The sequence below is a fragment of the Flindersiella endophytica genome, from assembly GCF_054779015.1.
In genome coordinates this window covers 493408-510292 of record NZ_BAAGYY010000013.1, presented here as the reverse complement: position 1 = coordinate 510292, position 16885 = coordinate 493408, and the positions used below count along the sequence as shown (strand labels likewise).

The 16885-nt window shown below is 67.2% G+C and carries 15 protein-coding genes; 13 read left to right on the top strand and 2 right to left on the bottom strand.

Translation table 11 applies throughout. The features are described from left to right. Positions 1–388: 388 nt before the first annotated feature. On the bottom strand, positions 389–1624 hold the full coding sequence (locus ACYVF6_RS14680; protein ID WP_460521318.1) for a DUF349 domain-containing protein: 1236 nt from the start codon (positions 1622–1624) through the stop codon (positions 389–391). A 200-nt stretch (positions 1625–1824) separates the two neighbouring features. Then, complete coding sequence (locus tag ACYVF6_RS14675) at positions 1825–2157, bottom strand: hypothetical protein (protein ID WP_460521316.1); 333 nt, start codon at positions 2155–2157, stop codon at positions 1825–1827. A gap of 220 nt (positions 2158–2377) precedes the next feature. Between ACYVF6_RS14675 and ACYVF6_RS14670 the strand changes: the two genes are divergently transcribed. The 13 genes from ACYVF6_RS14670 (at position 2378) to ACYVF6_RS14610 (ending at position 16876) form a co-directional block, all read left to right on the top strand. Beyond that, on the top strand, positions 2378–3094 hold the full coding sequence (locus ACYVF6_RS14670) for an MBL fold metallo-hydrolase (RefSeq protein WP_460521640.1): 717 nt from the start codon (positions 2378–2380) through the stop codon (positions 3092–3094). Between the two features lie 52 nt (positions 3095–3146). Then, positions 3147–4499: a histidine--tRNA ligase gene (hisS, locus tag ACYVF6_RS14665; protein ID WP_460521314.1), complete on the top strand. Its 1353-nt coding sequence runs from the start codon at positions 3147–3149 to the stop codon at positions 4497–4499. Further along, complete coding sequence (gene aspS, locus ACYVF6_RS14660; RefSeq protein WP_460521312.1) at positions 4500–6284, top strand: aspartate--tRNA ligase family protein; 1785 nt, start codon at positions 4500–4502, stop codon at positions 6282–6284. 149 nt (positions 6285–6433) lie between these two features. Further along, positions 6434–7417: an ABC transporter permease gene (locus ACYVF6_RS14655; protein ID WP_460521310.1), complete on the top strand. Its 984-nt coding sequence runs from the start codon at positions 6434–6436 to the stop codon at positions 7415–7417. 61 nt (positions 7418–7478) lie between these two features. Further along, positions 7479–9236: a periplasmic substrate-binding domain-containing protein gene (locus ACYVF6_RS14650; protein ID WP_460521308.1), complete on the top strand. Its 1758-nt coding sequence runs from the start codon at positions 7479–7481 to the stop codon at positions 9234–9236. A 116-nt stretch (positions 9237–9352) separates the two neighbouring features. Continuing rightward, positions 9353–10354, top strand: coding sequence for an ABC transporter permease (locus ACYVF6_RS14645; protein ID WP_460521306.1), 1002 nt, complete (start codon positions 9353–9355; stop codon positions 10352–10354). Positions 10355–10362: 8 nt separating this feature from the next. Further along, positions 10363–11448, top strand: coding sequence for an ABC transporter ATP-binding protein (locus tag ACYVF6_RS14640; protein ID WP_460521304.1), 1086 nt, complete (start codon positions 10363–10365; stop codon positions 11446–11448). Between the two features lie 12 nt (positions 11449–11460). Continuing rightward, positions 11461–12579, top strand: a complete 1119-nt coding sequence (locus ACYVF6_RS14635) for an ABC transporter ATP-binding protein (RefSeq protein ID WP_460521638.1) — start codon at positions 11461–11463, stop codon at positions 12577–12579. Positions 12580–12582: 3 nt separating this feature from the next. Further along, the gene (locus tag ACYVF6_RS14630; protein WP_460521302.1) at positions 12583–13539 is read left to right on the top strand and encodes an ABC transporter permease; all 957 of its coding nucleotides are present in this window, start codon (positions 12583–12585) and stop codon (positions 13537–13539) included. 3 nt (positions 13540–13542) lie between these two features. After that, entirely contained in the window at positions 13543–14556 is a 1014-nt protein-coding gene (locus ACYVF6_RS14625; RefSeq protein ID WP_460521300.1) for an ABC transporter permease, read from the top strand. A gap of 144 nt (positions 14557–14700) precedes the next feature. Beyond that, positions 14701–15273, top strand: a complete 573-nt coding sequence (locus tag ACYVF6_RS14620; protein WP_460521297.1) for a hypothetical protein — start codon at positions 14701–14703, stop codon at positions 15271–15273. Then, positions 15270–16349: an AAA family ATPase gene (locus tag ACYVF6_RS14615; protein WP_460521295.1), complete on the top strand. Its 1080-nt coding sequence runs from the start codon at positions 15270–15272 to the stop codon at positions 16347–16349. The genes ACYVF6_RS14620 and ACYVF6_RS14615 overlap by 4 nt, the downstream gene beginning before the upstream one ends. Beyond that, the gene (locus ACYVF6_RS14610; RefSeq protein WP_460521293.1) at positions 16349–16876 is read left to right on the top strand and encodes a hypothetical protein; all 528 of its coding nucleotides are present in this window, start codon (positions 16349–16351) and stop codon (positions 16874–16876) included. The genes ACYVF6_RS14615 and ACYVF6_RS14610 overlap by 1 nt, the downstream gene beginning before the upstream one ends. Positions 16877–16885: the final 9 nt, after the last annotated feature.

Genomic DNA, 16885 nt, shown 5'->3' with positions numbered 1-16885 from the left:
CGGGTCGGACACTCAGGGCTCGGAACCGGGGGCTTCCCGGCCCCTCACCCGCCGGACGCGCCACCGAAGGTTTAGCCGACGCTGCCCAGGGCCGCAAGGCTGCCGGCCTTCGGTCTGCTTTGGTTTTGGCCTTGCGCCCCTGGGCATCGCCGGCCAAATGCAAGCATGTCGCGTCCGACGGGTGGGGTTCCGGGAAGCCAGGAATCAGACTGTGCTGGCGCACAGGCCAGGCACGCGTCGAACAACGCCGACCGGCCCACCATCCGACGAAAGCATGCCGTAGTGGAGGCCGCGACGCCGGCCACGCCCGAAAACGGCAACCGGGCCACTGGGACAGGCCCCCGACAAAGACAGACCCCAGCCCCTGGGACACCCCCAGCCCGTACGCCTACGCGAACTCGCCGAGCGTCTTCTCCACCTCAGCCAGCCAAGCCCTCCGCGCCTCCAGCGCCTCCTGGGCCTGCCGTTCCTTCCGCGCGTCCCCTCGGGTGCGCGCCTTCTCGACGTCGCGCTCCAGTTCGGCGATGGAGTCATGCAGCTGCGTCAACGTCGCGTTCGCCCGAGCCCGCGTCTCGGGGTTCGTCCGCCGCCACTCGGAGGACTCCGACGCCTTGATCGCCTCGTCGACCTTCCGCAGCCGCCCCTCGACAGACCGGACAGCAGTCTTCGGTACCCGCCCGACGGCGTCCCAGCGCTCGAGGATCCCTCGGTACGCCTCCCGCGCCGACCGATGGTCACGCACCGGAAGCAGCGCCTCCGCCTCGGTGAGCAGCTCTTCTTTGACCTCCAGGTTGGCGCTGAACTCCGTGTCCTGCGCCGCCTGCGTCTCGTTCCGCGCCGCGAAGAAGCGGTCCTGGGCCGCCCGGAACCGCTTCCACAGCTGGTCCTCGACATCCCGCGGAGCGGCGCCGGCCGCCTTCCACCGCGCCATCAGGTCACGGAAGCGTCCGGAAGTCCGGCCCCACTCGGTCGAGTCGGAGAGCTCTTCGGCCTCCTTGACCAGCTGTTCCTTGACCACCCGGGAGTCTTCGCGCTTCGCGTTGAGCTCCGCGAAGTGCTGCTTGCGCCGCCGTGTGTAGGCCGTCCGAGCGGTCGAGAAGGTACGCCACAGCTGGTCGTCGGTCGCCTTGTCGAGGCGGGGGAGCGCCTTCCACTGGTCGAGCAACTCCCGGAACCGGCCCACACCGTGCCGCCAGTCGGAGCCGGCCGCCAGCGTCTCCGCTTCGGCCGCGATCGCCTGCTTGGCAGTGCGAGCCTCGTCGAGCTGGCGCTTGCGCTCCTCCCGCCGTTCGACACGGCGCTTGGACACCACCTCGTCGAGCGCCGACAGGCGGCGCAGGAGCGCGTCGAGATCTCCGACCGCCTGGGCCTGCTCGACGTTGCGGCGCTCCTTGCGCAGCGACTTCTCCGCGTCGTCGGGCGCGAGCACACCGCTTTCGAGCCGGGATGCCAGCAGTTCGATCTCAACGCTGAGAGCTTCGTACTTGCGGCGGTAGAAGGCCAGGGCCCCCTCCGGATCGCCGACCTGCCAGGACCCCACGGCACGTTCGCCGTCGGCGGTGCGGACGTAGACCGTCCCATCGTCGTCGACTCGGCCCCAGGGCTCCTCAGAGGTTGCGCTCACTGCTTCTCCATGGCTTGTGCACAAGTGTCACGTAACAGTGACCTTGACATCTTGGACGATCAGTTGTGTCCCGGGTCGGCCGCCCCCGAAGCTTTTACCGAATCTCCGCGAGCCGTCCGAACGTTGACTTCTCACCGTACGTGATGACGGCCCTGCTGCCGCCATGATTTTCCGAACCGAGACCGCCGGCCTGCCGCTTGTCATCGCGCGCCCGTGGCGGTCGGCGAAGGCGAAGCCTTCGGGGTGGTCGAGGTCGTCGGCGTGGGTGTCGTCAGCAGCGGCAGGTCCACGGGTACGGACGGCGTCGCGGCCGGCGTGGTCGCGGTCGTCGACGGGTTGGGCGCTGCTGTCCCGTCGTCCCGGACCGCCCACCAGACGCCCATCGAACCGAGTCCGACCGCGAGAACCGCCACCACGGCACCCCCGATGACGCCCCGGCGCCTGGCCTTGCGGCGCTGCTCCACCCGGCGTGCTTGCTGGCGTTCCCACTTCTGCCTGGCCAGTGCCCGCTGACGCTGCTTCTTGTTGACCACGTATACCCGTCCCCTGCTTATCCCTACGAGTCTCTGACAGACATACCTTCCGGCTGTGACGACGGAGAGTCAGTCTAGGGGTTGGAGCTTGTGTTGCTGGGGGTGAATCCGCAGCAGTCCCCGCCGTTTAGGCTGTGACCGACCAGTAGGACGGGTGGCTGTGCCGGCGAGGCTCGGTCAGAAGCCCGACAAATGCGCGCAAAGAGGACTGACTGTGCTCCTGACCGCCTTCGGGGTCGAGGGTCGCCCCCGGGTTTGGTACGGCCCGACCGGAGTGTTCGCCGCGAACTGTTATGTAGTCGCGACCGAACCCGGCGCCGAGTGCGTGGTCATCGACCCCGGCCAGGATGCCGCCCCCGTGGTCGCCGAGACCGTACGCGAGTACAGGCTCAAACCAGTTGCGGTCCTGCTGACCCATGGGCACATTGACCACATGTGGTCGGTGCTGCCGGTGACCGGCGCCTACGACGCGACGTGCTGGGTGCACGCCGCTGACCGGCCCATGCTCGCCGACCCGCTGGCCGGCCTGCCGAAGGAGTGGGCCGGAGCGCTGCTCGGTGGCGGTGAGACGTTCGCCGAGCCCGACGACGTTCGTGAGCTCGCCGACGAGACGGTGCTCGAACCGGCCGGTCTGAGGTTCGTCGTCGACTACACCCCTGGCCATACCAGGGGGTCGGTGACGTTCCGCGTGCCCAGCGACGACCCAGCCGGCGACGAGCACAGTCCCGAGCTGATGTTCGCCGGCGATCTGTTGTTCGCTGGCTCGATCGGACGCACCGACCTGCCGGGCGGTGACCATCCGGCGATGCTGCGCAGCCTTGCGACCAAGGTGCTGCCGCTCGACGACCGGACCGTGGTGCTGCCCGGCCACGGCGACCAGACGACCATCGGCCGGGAACGCCGCACCAATCCCTATCTGCAGGGTCTCGCGGCGTAACGCTTACCAAAGGACAATCCCGGCGCCCGCACAGGAGCGACGTACACAAACAATGAGCAAACCGACACCGCTATCGGGCTATCCCGAATGGCTGCCCGCCGACCGCATCGTCGAGCAGGCACTGCTCGACCGGCTGCGGTCCACGTTCGAGCTCTACGGCTTCGCGTCGATCGAGACGCGCGCAGTCGAGCCGCTGGACCGCCTGCTGTCCAAGGGCGAGACCGACAAGGAGATCTACCTCCTGCGCCGGCTGCAGTCCGACGACAGCTCCGACGACGGTGACATTTCCGGGGGCCTTGGCCTGCACTTCGACATGACCGTGCCGTTCGCGCGGTACGTCCTGGAGAACGCCGGCAAACTGCAGTTCCCGTTCCGCCGCTACCAGATCCAGCGCGCCTGGCGCGGCGAACGCCCGCAGGAGGGCCGCTACCGCGAGTTCACCCAGGCCGACATCGACATCGTCGACAAGGACAGCCTCCCGTTCCACTACGAGGTCGAGCTGCCGCTCGTGGTCGCCGAGGCGCTCGCCGGGTTGCCGCTGCCGCCGATCCTGATCCAGACCAACAACCGCAAGATCCCCGAGGGGTTCTACCGCGGCCTCGGCATCAAGGACACCCAAGCCGTCCTGCGTACGGTCGACAAGCTCGACAAGATCGGCCCCGACAACGTGGCCGCCGCCCTGGTCGAGCAGGGCTGCACCGAGGCCCAGGCCCGGGCCTGCCTGACGCTGGCGGAGATCTCCAGCCCGGACGGCTCGTTCGCCGACCGGGTACGCGCGCTCGGCGTTTCCGACCCCCTGCTCGACGAGGGCCTGGAAGAGCTGACCCGCGTCGTCGAAACCGCGGCGGAGTACGCCCCCGGCCTGCTGGTCGCCGACCTGCGGATCGCGCGCGGGCTCGACTACTACACCGGCACGGTCTACGAGACGCTGCTGTCGGGCCACGAAGGACTCGGCTCGATCTGCTCCGGCGGCCGCTACGACTCGCTCGCCACGGACACCTCCTCGGCGGCGAACACGACGTACCCCGGTGTCGGCATCTCGGTCGGCGTCACCCGTCTGATGGGCCGGATCGTCGGCAAGGGCCTGCTGACCGCCACCCGCTCGGTCCCGACCTGCGTGCTGGTCGCGCTACCCGACGCGGAGTCCCGTCCGGCCTCCATGCGGATCGCGGCGGCCCTGCGTGCCCGCGGCATCCCGGCCGAGGTCATGCCCGAGCCCAGCAAGTACGGCAAGCAGATCCGCTTCGCCGACCGCCGGGGCATACCGTACGTCTGGTTCCCCCAGGCCGATGGCGGCAACGAGGTCCGCGACATCCGCTCCGGCGACCAGGTGCGGGCTGATGCCGAGACCTGGATGCCACCAGTGGAAGACTTGCGCCCGCACATCTCAGGAACAGGAGTTTGAGTGATTCGTACGCATGAATGCGGTTCCGTACGCGCCGGCCAGATCGGCGAGATCGTCACTCTCACCGGTTGGGTGGCCCGGCGCCGCGACCACGGGGGAGTGGCATTCATCGACCTGCGCGATGCCTCGGGCATCGTGCAGGTGGTGATCCGCGACGAGAGTGCGGCGCACGGGCTGCGGCAGGAGTACTGCCTGCGGATCGTCGGCGAGGTCAACCGCCGACCCGAGGGCAACGAGAACCCCAACCTGCCCACGGGCGAGGTCGAGGTCGTGGCCTCCGAGGTCGACGTGCTGAGCACGGCCGCGCCACTCCCGTTCCCGGTGGAGGAGCACCACGCCACGCCGGTGAACGAGGAGATCCGGCTGAAGTACCGCTACCTCGACCTCCGCCGCGCCGAGATGGCCGCGAACCTCCGGCTTCGTTCCAAAGTCACGCACCTGATCCGCGACGTCATGGACGAGAACGACTTCCTCGACGTCGAGACGCCCTACCTCACCCGCTCCACTCCGGAGGGCGCCCGCGACTTCCTGGTGCCGGTGCGCCTGCAGCCAGGGCACTGGTACGCCCTGCCGCAGTCGCCGCAGCTGTTCAAGCAGCTGCTGATGGTCGCCGGCCTGGAGCGCTACTACCAGATCGCGCGCTGCTTCCGCGACGAGGACTTCCGCGCCGACCGGCAGCCGGAGTTCACCCAGCTCGACGTCGAGATGTCGTTCGGCTCGCAGGACGACATCATCGCCCTCACCGAGCAGGTGCTCGCCAAGCTGTGGTCGGAGGTAGCGGGCTATGACATCAAGCTGCCAATTCCGCGAATGACATATGCCGAAGCAATGCGCCGGTACGGCATTGACCGTCCGGATTTGCGCTTTGGGTGCGAATTGGTCGATTTCACGGAGTATTTCTCGCAAACACCGTTCCGCGTTTTTCAGGGCAAGGAACATGTCGGCGCGGTCGTCATGCCGGGCGGCGCCTCCCAGGCCCGCAAGGAGCTCGACGCGTGGCAGGAGTGGGCGAAGTCCCGGGGCGCCAAGGGACTCGCGTACGTTCTGGTCGGTTCGGACGGCGAGCTGTCAGGTCCGGTGGCCAAGAACCTCTCGGACTCCGAGCGCGCCGGCCTGGCCGACCACGCCGGTGCCAAGCCCGGCGACTGTGTCTTCTTCGCCGCCGGCAGCCGGTCCGAGGCGCTCGGGCTGCTGGCCGCCACCCGGTTGGAAATAGGCGAACGCTGTGGCCTGATCGACCACGACCGCTGGGAGTTCGTCTGGGTCGTCGACGCACCCATGTTCGAGAAGATCGAGCTGCCCGACGGGTCGGCCGGCTGGACGGCGATCCACCATCCGTTCACGGCTCCCAGCGCCGAGTGGGCGGACCGCTTCGCCGACGACCCCGGCCAGGCGTTGTCGCAGGCCTACGACATCGTGCTGAACGGCACTGAGCTGGGCGGCGGCTCGATCCGTATCCACGACAGCGCGATGCAGCAGCGTGTGTTCGAGGTGATCGGGCTGTCGGAGGAGGAGGCCAGGAGCCAGTTCGGCTTCCTGCTCGAGGCGTTCGCCTACGGTCCTCCGCCCCACGGCGGCATCGCGATGGGCCTCGACCGGGTATGCGCTCTGCTGGCCGGCACCGAGTCGATCCGCGACGTGATCGCGTTCCCGAAGACGGCTTCGGGGTCCGATCCGCTGACCGGAGCACCGTCTGTGATCACGCCTGCCCAACGCAAGGAGGCCGGTATCGACGCGCCTCCTGCGAAGACGGGTGGGGAAAGCACAGCCAAGCCGGTTTCGTAAAGTGTCAACGCGTGCACTTTTTGTGATGTCAAGCGTTTACAAATCGTAACCCGGGTTTTGGTGCCATCAGAAACGCGATCGTTTAGTGTCTTGCGACAGATGGGCCAAAGACCCCTGGCTCGCGGGGCAGGAAGGCAGACAGGCAGCTAATGGCTGAACCATTGCTCGATGTAGCGGTAGAAGGGCCGGGGACCCCGGTCAGGCAAGCATCGGCAGTCGAGAGCAAGTCGCCGACCCGCATCGCCTTCGAGCGACTGCGCAAGGACAAGATCGCTGTGGTCTGCGCCGTGGTGGTCATCGTCTTCATCCTGATCGCGTTCCTCGCTGACGTCCTGATCAAGATCACCCACACCAACCTCGACCAGAACTACATCCTGATCGACCCGCAGACCTCGTTGCCGAAGATCGGCTGGTCGGCGGAGCACCCGTTCGGGGTCGAGCCGCGCACGGGCCGCGACATCTTCGCCCGCTGGGTGATGGGCGCGCGCTATTCGATGATTGTCGGTTTCGCCGCCGCGGTCGGCACCACCACTCTCGGTGTGCTGATCGGTCTGGCCGCCGGCTTCCTCGGCGGCTGGGTCGACCGGGTGATCTCCTGGGTCATCGACTACCTCCTCTCGCTGCCGTTCCTGCTGATGGCGATCGCGCTGGCGCCGATCGTCGGCTCCTGGATGCAGGACGCGGGCGAAGAGGCGGTCGCGACCGCGCGGCTGTGGACGCTGGTGGGCATCCTGCTGTTCTTCGGCTGGACGGGCACAGCCCGGCTGATCCGAGGTCAGGTGTTCTCCCTGCGCGAGAGCGAGTTCGTGCAGGCGGCCCGAGCGATCGGCGTACCCACCCGCGCGATCATGCTCAGGGAGTTGCTGCCGAACCTCATCGCGCCGATCGTCGTGTCGCTGTCGCTGGCGCTGCCGGCGTACATCGGCGCGGAGGCCGGACTCTCGTTCCTCGGTGTCGGCCTGATCGAGCCGACGCCATCCTGGGGGCGCATGATCTCGTCCGCCCAGTCCTACGTCCAGATCATGCCGGAGTATCTCTGGCTTCCACTCTTGGGTCTGGCCTTGCTCACCCTGTCGCTGAACTTGCTCGGTGACGCGGTGCGCGACGCCTTCGACCCGAAGACTCGGCGGTGACCGTGACGATGTCTCACACCGGCCTGAGGATCGACGGTTAAGAAAGGTAGGAAACACTTTAATGCGATGGAAGAGACTGGCGGTCCTCGCCAGCGTCGTAGCCATTGCGGCCGCGGCGTGCGGGTCTCCCTCCGAGCGGGGGAGCACGGACACGCCAAAGCCCAGCCAGAGCTCCAAGGCAGCCGAGATCGGCTCCACGTGGGCGGACGCTCCAGCGCCGGCCGCGGAGGTCAAGGGTGCGGTGAAGGGCGGCACGATCACGGTCGTGACCGACTCCGTGCCGGACACCTTCGACCCGACCCGGGTCTACTACACCGACGCGCTGCAGATCATGTCGCTGGTGACCCGAGGTCTCACCACGTACAAGATCGTCAACGGCAAGTCGGTGCTGGTGCCCGACATGGCCACCGACCTGGGTCGTCCGAACAAGGACTTCACCCAGTGGGAGTGGACGCTTCGTGACGGCCTGAAGTACGAGGACGGCTCGCCGGTCAAGGCGGCTGACATCGCGTACGCGATGAAGCGGCAGCTGGCGATCGAGGAGCTGCCCGACGGCCCGCCGTACTCGCCGCAGTTCTACGCCGGCGGCGACAAGTACAAGGGGCCGTTCAAGGACGGCGACAACTTCCCGGCGGTCACGACTCCGGACGACAAGACGGTGTCGGTCAAACTGGCGCAGCCGTTCTCGGAGATGGGCTTCTACGCGGCGTTCCCGTCGTTCACCGGTATCCCGAAGGCCAAGGACACCAAGACCGACTACGGCAACCACCCGATGGCCACCGGCCCGTACATGTTCAAGAAGTACACGCCGGGCGTCGAGCTGCAGCTGGTGAAGAACCCGAACTGGGACCCGAAGACCGACCCGGTGCGTCACCAGTACCCCGACGGCTTCACGTTCAAGTTCGCCCAGGACTCCACGGTGTTCAACAAGGCGCTGATCGAGGACCACGGTCCGGACCAGACGACCACCACCTACACCAGCCTGAGCCCTGAGGACTACACGCTGGCGAAGGAGAAGGCCGGGGACCGCATGGTCCAGGGCTCGGACACCTGCACGAACTACCTCTACCTTGACCTGCGCAAGATCAAGGACAAGAACGTTCGTAAGGCGATCGGTGTCGCCTACCCGTACGACCAGGTCAACACCGCTGGTGGTGCCATTCCTGGCGTGACGTGGGACCCGTCGTGGGGCATCCTGACGCCGGTGTTGAAGGGCGTCCAGAAGTACGACGTGTTCGGTACGGGCGGCACTGGCCCGGGCAAGCCCGACGAGGCCAAGAAGCTGCTCCAGCAGGCGAACGCTCTCAACTACAAGCTGACCTGGTACTACAACCAGGAGAACCCGCTTGCGGTCGACGCTTCGCTGGCTCGCAAGAAGGGCCTCGAGGCCGCCGGCTTCAAGGTCCAGGCGATCCCGGCCGCGGCTGCCGAGATCCGTTCGCTGAACAGCAACAAGGACAGCAAGGCCAACATCCGCTCCGGTGGCTGGTGCCTGGACTGGAACTCCGCTTCGTCGGTGTTCCCGGCTCAGTGGCTGCCGAAGCAGTCGTTGGACGCGGGCGGCCCGAACCCGTCGTACCCGCTGCTGCCTGAGTTCCAGTGGCTGCAGGACGACGTCAACCGGATCATGAAGCTTCCGGCCGAGCAGGCGTCCACTCAGTGGGCGGCTCTGGACAAGAAGCTCATGGAGGAGTACATCCCGGTGATCCCGACCGGTGCCGGTGGAAACGTCATCGTGCACGGCTCGAAGATCGGCAACGTCGTTTGGAACGAGTTCGCCGGTATGCCGAGCTTCAGCGAGATGTACGTCAAGAAGTAGCCGGTTTCAGGGGGTGGGAAGGGCGAGAGCTCTTCCCACCCCTGATCTCGTCCGACTCACATCAGTTGAAAGACCTCTAAAAGACTTGTAACAGTCAAGCAGGAAGAACCCGGGTCATGACTGGCTACATCATCAGGCGGCTGCTGAGCGGCGTTCTCGTGCTGTTCGCTATCTCGATCTCGACGTTCGCGCTGTTCTATCTCGGGCCGGTAAACCCGGCTGAGTCGCAGTGCGGCACGCGGAACTGCCCTCCAGAGCGGATCGAACGCATCGAACGCGCCCTCGGCTTGGATCAGCCGAAGGTCAAGCAGTACACCGACTTCATGGGCGGCATCTTCGTCGGGCGCGAGCTGCGCGCCGGCGAATGGAAGAAGGAGTGCCCGGCCCCCTGCTTCGGTTATTCGTTCCGGCAGGACCGGCCGGTCACCCAGATCATGGCCGAACGCATCCCGGTGACGGTCTCGATCGCCCTCGGTGGAGCCGCCATCTTCCTGATCGTCGGTGTCACGCTCGGCACCATCGCCGCGGTCAAACGCGGCACGCTCATGGACAAGGGCCTCGTGGGCGTCTCGATCGCGATCAGTTCGATCCCGTACATCGTCATCGCGATCCTGGCCTATCTCTACCTGGCCGTGGCCTGGCAGCTCTTCCCGCGAACGGGCTATCAACCCTTGTTCGGTGAGGGCGGCAGCCTGATCGGATGGGTCAAGGGCTTGCTGCTGGCCTGGGTTGTGCTGGGGCTCTACAACACGACCCAGTACGCACGGTTCAGCCGGGGTTCCATGGTGGAAACCCTTGGCGAGGACTACGTGCGAACAGCCAGGGCCAAGGGCTTGGCCAACCGCAAGGTCTACGTCAAGCACGCCCTGCGCGCCGCCATCGCCCCGATCATCACGATCTTCGGCCTGGACCTCGCGGGCGTACTGGTCGGCGCGGTCTTCACCGAGCAGGTGTTCCAGCTCGACGGACTCGGACGGCTTTCACTGCAGTCTGTTCAGAGCGGTGACCTGCCCGTGGTGATGGGCACCGTCATGCTCGCATCGGCGTTGATCGTGATCGCGAACATCGTGGTCGACGTCGCCTACAGTTTCGTCGACCCGAGGGTGCGCCTGGTATGAGCCCTGACATGAGCCCTGAAGCGGGCACAGAGACAACCGGAACCGTCGCGGCCACCCGCGACCACGATGGCTCGTTCCTGCGGGTGGAGGGCCTCACCGTCCGGTTCCCGACGGCGGACGGCATCGTGCAGGCGGTCACAGACCTGAGCTACTCCGTCGATCTCGGCAAGACGCTGGGCATCGTCGGCGAGTCCGGCTCGGGCAAGAGCGTGTCGAGCATGGCGATCATGGGCCTGCACGACTACCGCCGGACCTCGATCACCGGCACCATCTCGGTCGGCGGCGACGACGTCGTGGGCATGTCCGACCAGCAGATGCGGCGGATCCGCGGCAACGTCGCGGCGATGATCTTCCAGGACCCGCTGTCGTCGCTCCACCCGTTCTACCGGATCGGCGACCAGATCTCCGAGGCCTACTTGCAGCACCACCCCGGTGCCGGCAAGAAGAAGGCGAAGCAGCGGGCGATCGAGATGCTCGACCGTGTGGGCATTCCGCAGCCGAACCGGCGCGTCGACGACTTCCCCCACCAGTTCTCCGGCGGTATGCGGCAGCGGGCGATGATCGCGATGTCGCTCGTCAACGACCCGAAGCTGCTGATCGCCGACGAGCCGACCACGGCGCTGGACGTCACGGTGCAGGCGCAGATCCTGGACCTGCTGCAGGACCTGCAGCGCGAGTTCGGGTCGGCGATCATCATCATCACCCACGACCTGGGCGTGGTCGCCGAGATGGCCGACGACGTGCTGGTCATGTACGCCGGGCGCTGCGTCGAGTACGGCCCCGGCAAGGAGATCCTCACTCACCCGGAGCACCCCTACACCTGGGGCCTGCTGACGTCGGTGCCGTCGCTGACCGCCGACCCGTCCGCGCGGCTGACGCCAATCCCGGGCAACCCGCCGAGCCTGCTGAACCCGCCGTCGGGCTGCCCGTTCAACCCCCGGTGCGCCTACGCCAAGCGGCTGCCGGACAACCGGTGCGTCGACGACCTACCCGACCTTCGGCCGGGCGGACGCGGAGCGGGACACTTGGTCCGTTGCCACTTGCCGAATCCCGACGAGATCTTTGTCGAAGAGATCTTGCCGAGGCTCGGCTGAGAAGGGTCAATGATGAGCGTGAGTGAGACGACTAACGTGGCCGAGGCCACTCCGGCCAGCAACGGGACCGCACCGCTGCTTCAGGTGAAGAACCTCGTCAAGCACTTCCCGGTCCGCTCGACCGGCCTGGTCCGGCGCGTGATCGGCCAGGTGCAAGCCGTCGACGGGATCTCCTTCGACCTCAAGCGTGGTGGCACGGTCGGCCTGGTCGGTGAGTCGGGCTGCGGCAAGACCACCACCGGGCGGCTGCTCACCCGGCTGGAGGATCCGACCGGTGGCTCGATCGAGTTCGAGGGCAAGGACATCTCGGGCCTGTCGCGCAAGGCGATGCTGCCGTACCGCCGCGAGATCCAGATCATCTTCCAGGACCCGTACTCCTCGCTGAACCCGCGGCACACGGTCGGCGCGATCGTCGGCACGCCGCTTCGCGTGCATAACATCGTGCCGAAGAACCAGGTCCTGAGCCAGGTGCAAGAGCTTCTCGAGCGGGTCGGCCTGAACCCCGAGCACTACAACCGCTATCCAAGTGAGTTCTCCGGTGGCCAGCGACAGCGGATCGGCATCGCCCGGGCGCTGGCCGTCCGCCCGAAGCTGATCGTTGCCGACGAGCCGGTCAGCGCGCTGGACGTGTCGATCCAGGCGCAGGTGATGAACCTGCTGGGCGACCTGCAGCGGGAGCAGGGGATCTCGTTCGTGTTCATCGCGCACGACCTGTCGGTGGTCCGGCAGTTCTGCACCGACATCGCTGTGATGTACCTCGGCAAGATCGTGGAGTACGGCCCGCGCGAGCGGCTGTACGCCCAGCCCCACCATCCCTACACCCAGGCCCTGCTGTCGGCGGTTCCCGACGTCGGTCAGGCCAAGGTCGGTGGGCGCCGCGAGCGGATCAAGCTGTTCGGCGACGTGCCGAGCCCGATCGACCCGCCCTCGGGCTGCCGGTTCCGTACCCGCTGCTGGAAGGCTCAGGAGATCTGCGCGACGGAGGAGCCGCCGCTGCGGATGCTCGCCGACGGGCACAAGGTCGCGTGCCACTTCGCCGCTCCTCCGACCGCCGAGGACGTCGCGGCGAGCGAGGCGCTGGTCGAGGAGGTAACCGCTGCCGAGACCGAGCTTCCGGGCACTGCGATCTGATTCATGACCCTGGCTGTTCGCGGCGAGGGTGCCCGCGCCGGCACCCCGTCGCGTTCCACCCTGCGCATCGCGGTGGCGCGGCTGTTCGCCGACCGGATCGCGCTGGCGTGCGCGGCCGTCGTCGGCGTGTTCGTGCTGATCGCGATCTTCGCCGACGTGATCATCGCGGTCACCGGCACCGACCCGACCGGCTTCCATCCCGAGCTCACCGACGACTTCGGCTTCCCGATGGTCGGTGTCGGGCTGGAGCATCCGTTCGGGCTGGAGCCGAACACCGGTCGTGACCTGTTCGCGCGCTGGGTGCTGGGCTGCCGGATCTCGCTCGCGATCGGGTTCAGCACCGCTGTGCTGACCACGGTGATCGGGACGGTCGCCGGCCTGCTGGCCGGCTACTTCGGCGGACTCGTCGACCTGGTGATCTCCAGGCTGATCGACGTACTGCTGTCACTGCCGATGATGCTGGTCGCGATCGCCGCGGTGCCGGTCGTCAGCACCTACTTCCGTGGGGCGTCCGGAGCCGTGCTGGGTCCCGTCCGGCTGGTCATCCTGGTCGCCGTGCTCACGCTTTTCGGCTGGACGGGTACCGCCCGGCTGATCCGCGGGGAGGTGCTGTCCCTGCGCGAGCGCGACTTCGTACAGGCGGCGCACGCGATCGGCGTACGGACGCACCAGGTGTTGTTCCGCGAGCTGCTGCCGAACCTGCTCGGACCGATCATCGTGGCGTTCTCGCTGGCGCTGCCGACCTACATCGGCGCGGAGGCCGGCCTGTCGCTGCTCGGCATCGGAGTCGTGGAGCCGACGCCGTCGTGGGGACGGACGATCTCGGACGCGCGAGGCTGGTTCGACGCGTACCCGGAGTACCTCATGCAGCCGGTCATCGGCATCGCGGTGCTCGTGCTGGCGCTGAACCTGCTCGGTGACGCCGTACGCGACGCTTTCGACCCGAAGACGAGGACGTGAGCCGTGCAGTCGTACGGGCAGCTGCTCGGTTACCTCACCCGCCGGGTCGTCACCGCGATCGCGGTGCTGTTCGTGGTGGCCTCCGGCTCGTTCGCGTTCTTCTTCCTCGGCCCGCAGGATCCGGCCGCCGCGCTGTGTGGTGACGAGCGCTGCCCGGAGGTGCGCTACCAGGCGATCCGGGCGAGTCTCGAGCTGGACGAGCCGGTGCTGCGGCAGTACGGCGAGTTCATGCGCGGCATCGTCGCCGGGCGGGAGCTGCGCGCCGGAGGCTGGGTGAAGGAGTGCCCGGCGCCGTGCCTCGGCTACTCGTTCGCCCAGGACCGGCCGGTGCTGCAGATCATGAAGGAGAACATCCCGGTCACGGTCTCGATCGCGATCGGAGGGATGGCCATCTTCGTGACGGTCGGCGTGAGCCTCGGTGTGCTGGCCGCGCTGAACCGGGGGACCAAGCTCGACAAGGCACTGGTCGGACTGTCGCTGGCAGTGAGCTCGGTGCCGTACTACGTCGTGGCCGTGATGGCGTTCCTGGTGCTGTCGGCGCAGCTGAACCTGTTCCCGCGGCCGGGATACCACCCGCTGCTGCAGGAGGGGCCGCTCGCGTGGGCCGGTGGGCTCGTGCTCGCGTGGGTGGTGGTCGGCTTGTACAACTCGACCAGCTACGCCCGGTTCGCGCGCGCGTCGATGGTAGAGGCGCTGGGGGAGGACTTCGTACGGACGGCGCGAGCCAAGGGCCTGTCGCCGCTGCGGGTCAGCGTCCGGCACGCGTTGCGCGCCGGGATCGGGCCGGTGCTGACGATCCTCGGGCTCGACCTGGCCGGCTTCTTCGGCGGCATGGTGTTCACCGAGTTCCTCTTCGACCTGAAGGGCGTGGGCTACCTCGCGCTGACGTCGGTGCGTACGGGCGACCTGCCGTTGATCATGGGCACCGTGCTGTTCGGGGCCGCGCTGGTGGTGACCGTGAACATCGTCGTAGACCTCGTCTACAGCCTGGTCGACCCGCGGGTCCGCCTGACCTGACCGCGGCTGAACCGCACGGCGAGCTCACCCGCGACAGCCGCGCCTCCTACCGGCTACGACCGTGTAACTGATCGTGGTGAAACCAGACCATGGAAATGAGTTGGGCCTTACGATTCAGGTGTCCACGACGAGGGGGGTCAAATCGTGTTGGGAACCCGGGCGGAGGCCATACCACGAGAGCAGTTGAAGGACAGCGGGCTGTTCCTGTTCTCCTGGCTCGGCTTGTTGGTGGTCTCGGTCATTGTCAGCGGCCGGATCCTGGCCGGCGTACTGCGCCTGCCGCGGCGAACCCAGAAGGACAAGCTCCGTCCGGACAGCTTCCTCGGAATCCGGCTGCCCGGCCTGATCCGCCTGCAGGCGCGTGGCGATGAGGTCGTGTTCGGATTCGTCGCCCTGATCCTGGTGCTGAGCGCGCTTGGCCTGCTCAGCGGTCCGGCGGCGTACGCCATGTTCGTCACCCGGTTCGGTGTCGACCCTGGCCAGTTCCCCGCCTTGTGCGTGCTGAGCTCGTTCGCCAGCGTGGTGCTTTCAACCCTGCTCTGGACGCTCGTCGAGATCGGCGGGCAGGTCCTGCACAGGACCGATCCGATCGTCGACGAGCACCGCGAAGTCGTACAGGAGCTGGTGAGGCGCGCGGAGGCCGTCCAGCCCGCCGGAGATCCCGCCACGGAGCAGGCTGACGATCCCGCCAGGGAGCAGGAAGGGACCGCCCGATGACGGCGCCCTACACAGCCGGCGTGCCACGGTCGATGGCGGTCGTCTCGGGCAAGGGCGGTAGCGGCAAGACCTTGATCACGGTCGGCCTGGCGATGCTCATCGGTGAGGAGATCGGCCGGTACCACCAGCAGGTCATCCTGATGGACGGTGACCCGATCACGGCCGGCCTGTCGTACTACCTCGGGCTGAAGCAGGCCCACGGCAAAGGGGACGGCTTCTCCGACTTCGCGCTGGCGATCGAGCAACATCGCCAGGTGTCGGTCAGGTCGTTACTGCGGCCCGTCGGTGGGGGCGTCGACCAGGAGAACGCCCAGTGCCTGCTGCTGCCGGTCGGAGCCCACAGCCGGCTGCTCCGCGATGTCGACCAGAAGCGTTATCCGCACCTGCTCGGAATCCTGGTGGACCGGTTGAAGGAGACCGGGGAATGGGTCATCGTCGACTGCCGCGGCGGAATCGACGACGAGTCGCTGGCGATCTGCGAGCAAGTCGACGAGATCCTCCTCGTGGTCGAACCCGACGTCACCTCCCTGCAGAGCTCGCAACACCTGGTCGAGGTGCTCCACAGCCACGACCTGGCAGACAAGCTTGTCGGGTTCATCGTGAACAAGGCCTTCGAGGACCCCTCAGTGCTCCGGCAGTCCGCCACCGGGCTGTTCCAGACCGAGTGCCTGGCGGCCGTTCCGTTCGATTTCGACACCGCCCGTGCGACGCTGGTGGGAGACCTTCCGTCGAAGGACTCGCCCTTCATCGCCAACCTGCGGCCAGTCGCGGCAGAGCTGGTCCCGGATGCCCACGCGGTGAACGGCTCGGCCCCACCGGAGTGGAACCTCGTCGACTCCGCAATGCGGTCGCCCGAACGAGCGCGGGGCGGCGTCGTACTCAACTTCCTGCTGCTGGCGATCGGTGCGGCGGTCACCGTACGCGCCGCCACCCAGGGTGATTCCGACCCTGTGCTCATCTCGTCGATCTTCGGATTGACGTTGCTCGGCGTACTGGCCGGGTCCGCGTCCCTGCGCCAGGCGCTGGGCCACTGGATTCGCCGGCCAGCCGGACGCGGACGGAAGGGACAGCGGTGATGGCACCCGACCGGAGACACCAGCCCCGTGAGGAGACCGGCCAGCAGACGGACGTCACGATCTGGGAGGCCGAGGACGGCATCGGTGCCGGCAGCCAGGGCGTCCGTGAGCTCTGTGAGGCGGAGTTGAGCGAACACGACCTGCAGTACCTCGCCTACTACGTCCAGGGCGTCTGCCACTTCCACATCGACGTGCTGGAGGCCGGCCGGTTGAGCCCTTACTTCGTCAACACCGACAGGGAGGAGCGCCGTTCGGCCTACGAACGGGCCGGCCGCCGGCTGGAATGGCTGATCAACCGGCTGAACGCCTCGTTCAAGGACATCGAGGGCGGCCAGTTGATCCGTACGGTGCTCGACGTCGAGAAGGGGGCGGTCTACTACTTCCTCGTGGACTGGGACAAGTACCTCATCGGCGTTACGCTCGACCAGCCGAAGGTGAACGCGACCGACCGCAAGCTCAGCGGCCTGGTGGACATGATCCGGACCACCCAGTTCGGGTTGCCACCCATCAGCCAGCTGGAACGCTGAGCGACCGGG